At 73.2% G+C, this 11,242-nt stretch carries 9 protein-coding genes and 1 tRNA gene; all 10 read right to left on the bottom strand.

The window, feature by feature from the left end:
• Positions 1-9: 9 nt before the first annotated feature.
• Positions 10-954 (bottom strand): serine/threonine-protein kinase, encoded by a 945-nt coding sequence (locus ACP4IX_RS08570; RefSeq protein WP_426555148.1) that lies wholly within the window; start codon positions 952-954, stop codon positions 10-12.
• An 806-nt stretch (positions 955-1,760) separates the two neighbouring features.
• Positions 1,761-1,845, bottom strand: a tRNA-Leu gene (locus ACP4IX_RS08565).
• A gap of 343 nt (positions 1,846-2,188) precedes the next feature.
• Complete coding sequence (locus tag ACP4IX_RS08560) at positions 2,189-3,412, bottom strand: sugar phosphate isomerase/epimerase family protein (RefSeq protein ID WP_426555147.1); 1,224 nt, start codon at positions 3,410-3,412, stop codon at positions 2,189-2,191.
• 114 nt (positions 3,413-3,526) lie between these two features.
• The gene (locus ACP4IX_RS08555) at positions 3,527-4,960 is read right to left on the bottom strand and encodes a nucleotide pyrophosphatase/phosphodiesterase family protein (RefSeq protein ID WP_426517587.1); all 1,434 of its coding nucleotides are present in this window, start codon (positions 4,958-4,960) and stop codon (positions 3,527-3,529) included.
• A complete protein-coding gene (gene eboE / locus ACP4IX_RS08550) occupies positions 4,957-6,183 on the bottom strand; it encodes a metabolite traffic protein EboE (RefSeq protein ID WP_426517589.1) in 1,227 nt (408 codons plus the stop codon). The genes ACP4IX_RS08555 and eboE overlap by 4 nt, the downstream gene beginning before the upstream one ends.
• Positions 6,184-6,186: 3 nt before the next feature.
• On the bottom strand, positions 6,187-7,035 hold the full coding sequence (locus ACP4IX_RS08545; RefSeq protein WP_426517591.1) for a TatD family hydrolase: 849 nt from the start codon (positions 7,033-7,035) through the stop codon (positions 6,187-6,189).
• Positions 7,035-7,826 carry an EboA domain-containing protein gene (locus tag ACP4IX_RS08540; protein ID WP_426555146.1) on the bottom strand — a complete coding sequence of 264 codons (792 nt, stop codon included), beginning with the start codon at positions 7,824-7,826 and terminating at the stop codon, positions 7,035-7,037. Before ACP4IX_RS08540 ends, ACP4IX_RS08545 begins: the two co-directional genes overlap by 1 nt.
• A gap of 14 nt (positions 7,827-7,840) precedes the next feature.
• Complete coding sequence (locus ACP4IX_RS08535; protein WP_426555145.1) at positions 7,841-8,755, bottom strand: sugar phosphate isomerase/epimerase family protein; 915 nt, start codon at positions 8,753-8,755, stop codon at positions 7,841-7,843.
• Complete coding sequence (locus ACP4IX_RS08530) at positions 8,752-9,819, bottom strand: SCO3242 family prenyltransferase (RefSeq protein WP_426555144.1); 1,068 nt, start codon at positions 9,817-9,819, stop codon at positions 8,752-8,754. The genes ACP4IX_RS08535 and ACP4IX_RS08530 overlap by 4 nt, the downstream gene beginning before the upstream one ends.
• 113 nt (positions 9,820-9,932) lie before the next feature.
• Complete coding sequence (locus ACP4IX_RS08525) at positions 9,933-11,174, bottom strand: inositol-3-phosphate synthase (protein WP_426517599.1); 1,242 nt, start codon at positions 11,172-11,174, stop codon at positions 9,933-9,935.
• Positions 11,175-11,242 lie beyond the last annotated feature (68 nt).

Genomic DNA, 11,242 nt, shown 5'->3' with positions numbered 1-11,242 from the left:
CGGCCTCGGCTAACGCGGCATGACGGGCGCTTGCGGCACGAGGAACGGCCGCCGGGGGTCCTCCGGCGGCATCCTGCGGGTCGCGAGCGCCGGTTCGGGAGGCGGCAGGTACGGGGCGAGGGCCGCGTACACGTCCGCCGCACCGCCGGGACGGTCCTCGGCACGCTTGGCGAGCAGGGCGTGCACCAGGTCCTGCAGGGCGGCCGGGGCGCCGACGCCGCCGTCGTCGAGGCGGGGCGGGGGCGCGGTGAGGTGCTGGGTCACCGTCTCGGCGGGGCCGCGGCCACGGAAGGGAGGGTGGCCGGTGAGCATGTGGTGCAGCAGGCACCCCACCGCGTACAGGTCGCTGCGACCGTCCAACGACCTCTCGCCGGCCAGTAGTTCGGGCGAGGCGTAGGCGACGTTGCCGAGCGTTTCGCCGGTCATGGTGAGCTGTGGGTCGGTGTCCGAGAGGACCTTCACGAGACCGAAGTCGAGGATCTTCACCAGGCCGCTGGTGCGGACCATGACGTTCTGGGGCTTGAGGTCGCGGTGGACGAGGCCGGCGGCGTGCGCGGCGGAGAGGCCCGAGCACAGTTGCGCGGCCACGGAGACCGCGGCGGGCACCGGCAGGCGCCCGTCGTCGGCGCCGTCGACGACGTTGTCGAGGGTCGTTCCGTCGACGAGCTGCATCACCAGGCAGCAGACGTCCTCGGTCACGGCCGCGTCGTACACGGTGGTGAGGTTGGCGTGGTCCAGACGGGCGGCGGTCTTGGCCTCCCTCTCGAAACGCGCCAGGGCGGTGCGGCGCCAGTCCGGCAGGGCGAGCAGATCCGCGGCGACGGTCTTGACCGCGACGGGACGCTCCAGATACACGTCCGTCCCCTGCCAGACGTGCCCCATCGCCCCTCTGCCCAGAATCCGGTCCAGCCGGTACCTGCCTCGCAGTACCTTGCCGGCAGCGAACTGCTCCACGTGCACTTCCCTCAGTGAGTCCCCAGCGGTGTGTCGGCGCCTGGACCGCCCGGCCGAAGGCCCGGAGCCGTCGGCCCGCACGGAAGAAGTCAACCAGCCCCGTGCGCGGACCGGAAAACCCAGGGGCCACGGACCCCGTACGGACCCCACGGACGTGACGCCATGCAGACATGAAGGACGACGCCATCGACGCGGTCGTCGCCCGCCTCACCAAGGCGTCCGTGGCTGCGGCCGGGACCCAGGGGTTTGTCACCGGGCTTGGAGGCTGATCACCGCAGGCGTGACGATCCCCGCGAAGGTGGCCGCGTCCTTCGCCGTCAACATGAGGAGGGCCGATGCCATCGCGCATCTCCGGGAATGGGACATCCGCGATCCGCCCGTGCGGACCGTCGTGATGCTGCTCGCGATCGGGATGAGCGCAGCACGCCCTGGCGACCTTCGCATTCTTCCTCTTCTCGACCTAAGGAACCCAGCGCGCTGCGATCACGCTCGCCAAGGGGATTCCCGGTCCTGGGAGGCCTTGTCGGAGGGGCCGTGGACGCGGGAGCGACCGCTGCCATCGGGCGGGCCACGGACAAGGCCCTGCGCGGCGACACCCTGCAGGCCGAGGAGCCGGTGCAGGGGTGTGTACCCACCAGTCCGCTCGGAGGGGCTGTGCCCAGGAGCGAGTCACACCACTCGCTCGCCGGCCACACCCCCTCCCCGAGGCGTCACACATCACCAATCACCCTCGGTGACACGAAAACGACCGATGGCCCCGACCGCTACGGTCGGGGCCATCGATTGAGCGATGCTCTTGTCTCTTGTGTCCGAGGGGGGACTTGAACCCCCACGCCCGATAAAGGGCACTAGCACCTCAAGCTAGCGCGTCTGCCATTCCGCCACCCGGACTAGGTGTTTACCGCCTGTGCGGGCTGTTCCCCGCGGCGACATGGACAACCATACCAAGCTTTCGCAGTGCCTTTCACCTGCGTTTCCTTCCCCCACCCCGACCCCGCCCCCTCCCTGGCCCTCCCTCTGGGCGGCGGTCGGGGACCGGCGGACCCGCCACCCCCAGGGCCGCACCGGGAGTAGCCGAACGGTCACCCACAGCCCGACTGGGCGTCGGAGAACAAGAGCAGCACGCCCGGCCCCCGGCCCTTGAGCGAGGGGCTGACCTGACGCGGCTTCCTCGCACGGACCGGGCGGCCCTTCCCTCAGCTCACGGGAGAAGCCGCCCGGTCCGTGTGCCGGGTCAGCGGCGACGCTTGCGCAGGGCCGCCAGGTTGTCGTAGCTGATCTTGGCCTCCCGCAGCGACTGCGCGGGGTCGGTGGCGCTCGGGGAGTTGTCGTCCTCGATCATCGGGTTGCGGTAGTTGCGCTGTCCGACCCGCGAGAAGAACGTCGCGTAGTCGATGACACCGGTCCCGAAGGGCACCATGTCGTACCCCATGCCGTTGGTCGTGCTGACGACGCCGTCCTTGGCGTGGAACAGCGGGTAGCGCTTGTTGTTGCGGGCGACCAGGCCGGCCGGGTCGAAGACGTTCTTCCGGGTGGAGCCGTCGTGGGCGGTGTACGTGTGGAACTTGTACTGGGCGACGTGGGCCCAGAAGATGTCCATCTCCAGCCAGACGTCCTTCGGGTCGGTGACCTTCAGGAAGTACTCCAGCTTCCGGATGCCCGAGCTGCGGGTCGGCCGGCCCTGGTCGTCCAGCGGGCCGCCGTCGAGCAGGAATCCGTAGGCGCTGTCGTGGTTGTGGGTGTAGAGCTTGATGCCCTCACGGCGGGCTATCGCACCGAGGGCGTTCCACTTGTCGGCGGCCACGTCCCAGTCGGCGCGGTACGAGCTGCCGGTGGGGTCGCCACCGGTGCCCATGTGGTCCAGGCCGAGGATGTTGGCGATCTCCAGCTGCTTCTTGAAGGTGTCCTTGTCCGCCGTGGTCAGCGGCCAGGAGGACGGGATGAAGCCGTGGTTGCCCTGGGCGCGCAGACCGTATTCGTCGAGCCAGCGGCGCAGCAGCCTGGCACCCTCGACGGTGCCGAGGTCGGCGCCGCCGGGGGCGTTGGCGTGCTGGCGGTAGCCCGCGAACTCGACCTGGCGGTAGCCGTGACGGGCCAGCTGCTTGAACACCTCGCGGAAACCGGAGGGCAGGTCGGTGGTGAGGGGGTCGCGGCCGGTGGCGTCACGGACGGTGTAGAGGATGATGCCGCGCTTGTGCGCCGGGACGAGGACGTGCCGGCCGTGGCCCCTGTGGTCGCGGTCGTCGTCGTGGTCGTGGTCTCTGCCCCGGTCGTGGGCGAGGGCGGGGGCGGCGCCGAAGACGGGGGCCGCGACGGCTCCGGCCGCCACGGCGGTGCACGTGCTGAGGAAGCGGCGCCGGTCCACGCCGAGGGTGCGGCGCAGGCCTTCGCCCGGGCCGCCGACGGCGGCCGGGTCCGTGGTGGCGTCGGTGCGGGACGGGTCGGAGAACGGAGTCACGGTGCCTGCCTTCTGGGTCGTGGCCTGCGCCGATGCGGCTGGGACAGGCCGTTGTCAGTGCCGTGTGCTTCACTCTCGGTAGCTGGATCTCGACGGGCTGTGTCTGGTGGTGCGTCAGCCGAGTCCGGCGAGCCGGAGCAGGAGTTGTTTCACATCGGTGGCCGCGACGCGGTCTCCGACAGCACGGGGGGTGGAGCAGATGAGGAGCGGACCGTCGTCGTCGCTCGCGGGGAGGCGGCCGTGGCTGCCCCGAATAGGTGAGGGGTCCAGGGGCACGACCGCCATGCGGTAGCGCATGCCCAGTTTCTTGCGGGCCAGGGCGGTGGCCGCCCTGACCTTGACGTAGGGATCGAGGGGGTCCATGAACAGCTCGACCGGGTCGTAGCCGGGTTTGCGGTGGATCTCGACGAGCTGCGCGAAGTCGGGCGCGCGGTCGTCGTCGAGCCAGTAGTAGTACGTGAACCAGGCGTCGGGTTCCGCGACGGCGACGAGTTCGCCGGCGCGGGGATGGTCGAGGTGCTGGGCCTTCTTGCCCTCGTCGTCGAGGAGTCGCTCGATGCCGGGCAGTCCGTCGAGGGCGGCACGGGTGGTGTCGATGTCCTCGGGGCGGCGGACGTAGACATGGGCGATCTGATGGTCCGCGACCGCGAAGGCGCGGGAAGCCATCGGGTCGAGGTATTCCATGCCGTCCTGGGTGTGCACCTCCAGCAGTCCGGCGCGGCGCAGGGCGCGGTTGATGTCGACAGGCCGGTTCACGGGGGTGATGCCGTACTCGGACAGCGCGACGACGGTGCGGCCCTCGGCGCGGGCGTCGTCCAGGAGCGGGGCCAGCGCCGCGTCCAGGTCTGCGGCGGCCTTCAGGGAGCGGGGGTCGTCGGGGCCGAAGCGCTGCAGGTCGTAGTCGAGGTGAGGGAGGTAGCAGAGCGTCAGGTCCGGGTGGCGCGTGGCCATGATGTGCCGGGTGGCGTCGATGATCCACTGGCTGGAGACCAGGTCCGCACCCGGCCCCCAGAAGTGGAAGAGCGGAAAGGTGCCGAGTTTTCCGGTGAGTTCGTCGTGCAGGGCCGGGGGCCGGGTGTAGCAGTCGGGTTCCTTGCGGCCGTCGGCGTAGTAGACGGGACGGGGGGTGACGGTGATGTCGGTGTCGGCGCCCATGGCGTACCACCAGCAGATGTTGGCGACGGTGTAGCCGGGGTGGGCGCGGCGGGCGGCGTCCCAGAGCTTGTCGCCGGCGACGAGTCCGTTGTGCTGGCGCCACAGCAGGACGTCGCCGAGCTCGCGGAAGTACCAGCCGTTGCCGACGATGCCGTGTTCGGACGGGTGGGCGCCGGTGAGGAAGGTGGACTGCGCGGCACAGGTGACGGCGGGCAGGACGGTGCCCAGAGGGGCGCGGGAGCCGGACTGGCCGAGCTTCTTGAGGTGGGGCATGTGATCGAGGAGACGGGGGGTGAGGCCCACGACGTCCAGGACGAGGAGGGGGGTCGGGCCGCCGGAGGGAGCCGGACCGCGGGAGGGAGCCGGTGCGTCGGAGGGGGTCGGTCGGGTCATGGCAGTTCCTTCAGTCCGAGGTCCGTCAGCAGATCGCGGGCGAGGGTCAGCTCCGCGGCGATGCCGTCGGTGAGCTGGGCTCGGGCGCGGGGTCGCAACTCGGGCGGGAGGGCCTGCCACGTGTAGGTCTCGACCTCCAGATGGCGGGTGAGGGGGTGCGGACCGCCGACCAACCGGGTCAGCGCGGCCTTGAGGACGGGAAGCGTGGAGGTGAGGGGCGCGGCGGGGGCCGCGTGCAGCGGGACGTGGAAATGGGCACGCCATGGCGCGGTGTCGGGCAGGGAGCCGCCGTCCGCAAGGGCCTCGTCGAGGTCGTCGGTGCCGTGCAGGACGGCGGTGCGGGTGGTGCCGGCGGTTTCACGGGCGTCGGCGGTGCGCGACGTGACGACGGTGGTGGAGGTCCGGGTCTGGTGCAGGAAGCGGGGTTCGGCGAAGGCGGCGAGGGCCCCGCGGACCTCGGGAAGGTGGGGATGTTCGGCGTGCAGGGCGGCCGACAGCTGGGACTTGACGATGGGCACACCGGCCGCGGCGACTGCGTCCAGGGCGGTGTGCGGGTCTTCGAAGGAGGTGGCGAGGTGGCAGGTGTCGACGCAGATGCCGATGCGGTCGTGGGCGATCGCGGTCAGCGGGGCGATGGCGTCGTGGGTGGTCTCCACGACGCAGCCGGGTTCGGGTTCCAGGCCGATGCGAATGGAGCGGCCGGTCAGGTCCTGAAGCGCGTCGAGGCGTTCGCCGAGGGTGACCAGGGCGGTCCGGGCCTTGTCGGCGCGTGTCTCGTCGTAGGCGGTGCGCCAGGCGAGCGGCAGGGTGGAGATGGTGCCCTCGACGACGTCGTCGGGCAGGAGGCCGGCCAGGAGCCGGGCCAGGGACGTGGTGTGGTCGAGGCGCTCGGGGTCGGCCCAGTCCGGCTTGTAGACGCGGTACTTGACCTCTTCGGCGCCGAATCCCTCGTACGGGAAGCCGTTGAGGGTGACGACCTCCAGGCCGCGCCGGTCGAGTTCGGTGCGCAGTCCGCGCAGCGCGGAGGGATCGGTGCCCAGGGCGTGGGCGGCGTCCCGGGCGAGCCACAGCCCGATGCCCAGGCGGTCGCGGCCGAGCCGGCGCCGGACCGGCTCGCAGTGGTCGCGGAGCTGGGCGAGGACGCCGTCGAGGGTCTCGGCGGGGTGGACGTTGGTGCAGTAGGCGAGGTGGACGGTGGAGCCGTCGGGGTGCCGGAAGCGCATGGCTCACTCCCCGCCGCGCAGGATGGAGTTGCCCTCGTGCGTGGCGTCGGCCGAGGTCACCTCGAGGCTCAGGCGCCCGCTGAGTCCGTAGAAGGCGACGGGGTTGCGCCACAGCACCCGGTCCACGTCGTCCTCGGTGAAGCCCTCGGTGAGCATCAGGTCGCCGACCTTGCGGGTCTTGAGCGGGTCGCTCTTGCCCCAGTCGGCGGCGGAGTTCACCAGGACCCGTTCCGGGCCGTACTCGCGCAGCAGGGCGACCATGCGGGCCTCGTCCATCTTGGTGTCCGGATAGACGGAGAAGCCGAGCCAGGCGCCGCTGTCCTTGGCCTCCTTGACGGTGGTCTCGTTGAGATGGTCGACCAGCACCCGCTCCGTGGGCAGCGCGGATTCGCGGACCACGTCCAGGGTGCGGCGCAGGCCGGCGAGCTTGTCCCGGTGCGGGGTGTGCACCATCGCCGGCAGGCCGTGGTCGGCGGCGAGCTGGAGCTGGGCGGACAGGGCGGTGTCCTCGGCGGGCGTCATCGAGTCGTAGCCGATCTCACCGACCGCCACGACCCGGTCCTTGACGAGATAGCGGGGCAGTTCGTCGAGGACGGGGAGGCACCGGGGGTCGTTCGCCTCCTTGGGGTTGAGCGCGATCGTGCAGTGGTGAGCGATGCCGTACTGGGCGGCGCGGAAGGGCTCCCAGCCGAGCAGGGCGTCGAAGTAGTCGCGGAAGGAGGCGGGAGAGGTACGGGGCTGGCCGAGCCAGAAGGAGGGCTCGACGACCGCGCGGACACCGGCGGCGTGCATCGCCTCGTAGTCGTCGGTGGTCCGGGAGGTCATGTGGATGTGGGGGTCGAAGATGCGCATCAGGACTCCTTGCCGTGGGGGCCGACCGTGCCGCGCGGAGGACGCTCGGCCTCGGTCAGGGCCAGGACGCGGTGCAGGTCCTCGGGGACCGGGCGGCCGGCGGCGGTGCGTTCGGCGGCGTAGTCGGCGAGCATGCGGGCGAGCTCCCCGTCGGCGCGGGCCCGCCGGTCGAGGTCCGCCACCCGGTCGACGGGGACGCCGGTGAACAGGCACTTCAGTACGGCGTGCCGCCACTGGTGCCGGTCCAGGTGCCCGGCGGCGTACGGGCCGAGGGCGGCGGCGACCAGACGGGTGTCGTTGGTGCGCAGGGCGTCCTCGACGAGCGGGAGGGCATCGGGGCCGGGCACCAGGTGGGGCAGCGCGTGCAGGACGGCACGGCGCTCGTCGGCGGTGCCCTGGAAGTAGACCCGGGTCAGGGCGTCGATGCCGGGGCGGGCCGCGTGCAGGAGGAGGACGCGGGCGGCGTCGGCGTGGGCGGGGCCGCAGCGGCGGCCGGCCTCGGCGAGGCGTAGCTCCCACACGGAGAGGGGGCCGTGGGCGTCGGGGTGGGCGGCGGCCTCGTCCAGGGCCTGGTCCAGCCAGGCGCGGGCGGCTCCGCCGAGTCCGGCGGTGAGGGCGGCGCGCAGTTCGGCGGGCGGGATGTGGGCGGGGGTGATGCCCTGGGGCTCCTGCCCGGCGGGGGTGCCGTCCGCGTCCTGGGTGAGGGGGGTGCCGTCCGCGTCGTGGGGGGTGGGGGTGCCGTCCGCGTCATGGGGGGTGGGGGTGGTGTGGGCGGCGTGCGGCTGCGTCATGGGGGTGGCTCCCTTCAGTGGGTGGCGGAGGGCTCGCCCGAGCGGCTGGTGCGGGGGGACGCCGCCGCTGCCCGGCGGAGGAACGGGAGGGAGCGTTCGGCGAAGTGGGGGCCCGCGTGGGAGTGGCGGGGCAGTTCGACGACGGTCAGGCCCTGGTAGCCGGTGGCGGCGAGGGCCGCGAGGACGGGCGGGAAGTCGATCTCACCGTCACCGAAGGGGAGGTGTTCGTGGACGCCGCGGCGCATGTCCTCGACCTGTACGTGGCGCAGCCAGGGAGCGGCGGCGCGCACGCAGTCGGCGGGAGGGAGCGGTTCGAGGCACTGACAGTGGCCGATGTCGAGGGTGAGGCCGAGGTTCTCGGGGTCGCCGAGGGCACGGCGCAGCCGGTGGAAGTCGGCGAGGGTGGCGAGGAGGTGGCCCGGTTCGGGTTCGACGGCCAAGGGGACGCCCGCGGAGGCGGCGGTGTCCAGGACCGGGGCGAGGGACTCGGCCAGCCGCTTCCACGCCGTGTCCTCGTCCGTGCCGGCCGGGGTGATGCCGCTGAAGCAGTGCACGGCGTGGGCGCCCAGGTCGGCGGCGACGCGGACGGCGCGCAGGAGGAGGTCGGCGCGGCGGGCGCGGTCGTCCGGGTCCGGGTCGAGGAGGGAGGGGCCGTGTTTGCGGCGCGGGTCGAGCACATAGCGGGCGCCCGTCTCCACCGTGACGCCCAGACCGAGCGCGTCCAGCCGGTGCGCCACCTCGCGGGTCCGGGCGGCCAGATCGGGGGCGAGCGGGTCGAGGTGCATGTGGTCGAGGGTCAGGCCGACGCCGTCGTAGCCGAGGTCGGCGAGGAGGGCGAGGGCGTCGTCGAGACGGAGGTCGGCCAGGCCGTTGGTGCCGTAGCCGAAACGGAGGAGGCCGTGGACGGAGGCGGTGGTCTCGCCGGTCACGTGATGCTCACCTTCCTCGCGAACTTCCGGCCCAGCGGGGCGAGTGCCGCGATCAGCAGCGCGGTGACCGGTCGGCCGGCGCGGGCGGTGAGTGCGGCCTGGAGGGGGATCGTGGCGCGGATACCGCCGCCGACGGCGCGTTGGGTGAGCTGGGGTGAGGGGTTGAGAGCGGCGTGGAAGTAGGGGCGGGCGGCCGTGGCGGCGTAGCCGGCGGCGAGCGCCGCGGTGGCCCGGCCTGCGGACAGGCCGGACACGTCCCCGCGGCGGTCGGTCGGGCCCGGCAGGCCGGGGGAGGCTGCTTCCCGTCGGTCTGCCGGGAGTCGGGTGGAGCGGTGGGCCATCAGCCGGGCCAGGAGGCCGGTCGTGGCGAGGGCGGCCAGTGGTGCCAGGGAGGAGCCGCCCCGGGTCTCCTCGCGGGAGACCGCGGTGACCGCGAGGGTGTGGGTGCCGAGCAACGCGGCGGAGGGCACGGCGACGCGGACGTCACCGCCGGTCGCCGCGGCGCCCAGCAGCAGGTCGAGGCCGCGGGCGGCGGCCATGGCCGCCGGTCCGGCGGGCGTGTGCTTCAGGGCGAGGTCGTACGCCCATACGGTCGCCGCCAAGGGGACGGCCACGGCCGCGGCGGGCCTGCCGGCGCGGGCAGCGAGGACCAGGCCGGTCGCGGTCAGCCCGCAGGCCGCGGCGAGGGCGGCGGCGGGGTGGACGCGACCGGACGGGATGGGCCGGTGCGGGCGTTCGGCGGCGTCCTCCGCACGGTCCGCCCAGTCGTTGAGGGCCATGCCCGCTTCGTACAGGCACAGGGAGGAGCCGATGGCGAGCAGCGTGCGGGGACCGGCCCGGACACCGGTGGTCGCGGCTCCGGCGAGTACGTCGCCGGGGACGGTGAACAGCGCGGGCAGGCGCAGAAGTTCGGCCCAGGCTCCGACGCGGGCGGCCGGGCGGTGACCGTCCGCGCCCGGGCCGCCCCGGTCCGGGTCCTCGCCTCCGCCGGACGCCGCCGTGGCCGCCGTCTCAGCCGCCTCAACCGTCCCAGAAGTATCAGCAGTTCCGGCAGGCCCAGTCATCTGAGCGGTCCCGGCAGTCCCAGGCGTCTCAGCGGTCCCGGCTGTCTCGGCGGTCTCGGCTGTCTCGGCGGTCTCGGCCGGATGGGCGTCGGGCACCGGATCCGCCGCGCGGCTCACCGCTGCTCCCCGGCACCGCGGGCGCCGGCGTCCGCCCGGTCCCCGGGGTCCGTGCCCCGCAGGCCCGCCGCGAACCGGGTCAGCTCGGCGTACTGTTCCGCCAGGCCCGGCGGACCGTCGCCCACCGGGTCCTTGAAGTAGAAGCCCAGTTCACCCAGCGGGCCGGACAGGCCCCTCTCCCGGGCGCGGCCGACCAGGCGGACCAGGTCGAGGACGAGGGGGGCGGCGAGCGCCGAGTCGCAGCCCTGCCAGATGGTCTGCAGGATCATGCGGGAGCCGAGGAAGCCGTCGAAGGCGATGTGGTCCCAGGCGGTCTTCCAGTCACCGAGGGCGGGCACGTCGTCGATGTGGACCTCGCCCTGGGGCGCGGCACCGAGGGTGTCGGCGAGGACGCGTTCCTTGCCGGCGTTCTTGGCAGCGGCGGCCGCGGGATCGGCGAGGGCGGCACCGTCGCCGCCGCCCAGGAGGTTCGTGCCGGACCAGGCGCGCACGGCGAGGGCGCGCTGCAGGAACATCGGGCCGAGTACGGAGCGCAGCAGGGTCTGCCCGGTCTTTCCGTCGCGGCCGGCGTACGGCAGGCCGGACGACTCGGCGAGCGGCGCCAGCGCCGGGTGGTGCAGGCCCGTGGAGGGGGTGAAGTTGACGTAGGGGCAGCCGGCGCGCAGGGCGGCCGCCGCGTAGAGGGAGCTGGGCGGCAGCGTGCCGTCGGCGGGGGCGGGTTCGGTGGAGGCGACGTTCACCACGACGGCGCCCGAAAGACCCTGGCGGCGTACGAAGTCGCGGATGTCGTCCGCGAACACGTCGATCCACTCGTCCTGGGTGCGGTTCGGTCCGCCGTCACCGGACAGAGGACCACCGGACAGGGAACCACCGGACTGGGGACCGCCGGCCTGGGGTCCGCCCGGCCTGATCTCCCGGTCGGCGGCGACGAGTTCGGCGTGCACGGCGGACGGCAGGCCGTGCGGCAGGACACCGCCGGCGGCGAGGTGTTCGGCGCGTTTGGGCAGCGGGCAGTCGACGGTGTCGTGGCCGCCGAAGACGAGGGACGACAGCGCCGGCAGTCCGCACGAGGTGAAGGGAGGGGTCTCGGTGACCATGCCGGTCGGCGGGTGGAGCCCGGCGGCGACGGCGGCGCAGCCCGCGATCGCGGTCGTGGCCACGGATCCGCGTGCCCCGATGAACCAGACGCCGAGGCGCGGAGCCGAGGAAGGGGCGGACAGGGACGGTTCGGCGGACATGGGCAGCCTCCTTGTCGTACGCGAACCGGGTGCGAGCGCCGGAAGGGGGACGAGCGGGGTGCCGGGTG

The organism is Streptomyces sp. WG5, from assembly GCF_049974565.1.
In the GTDB taxonomy this organism is placed as follows: Bacteria; Actinomycetota; Actinomycetes; order Streptomycetales; family Streptomycetaceae; genus Streptomyces.
The sequence above is the reverse complement of the archived record's forward strand: the minus strand, read 5'-3'. Positions and strand labels throughout refer to the sequence as shown.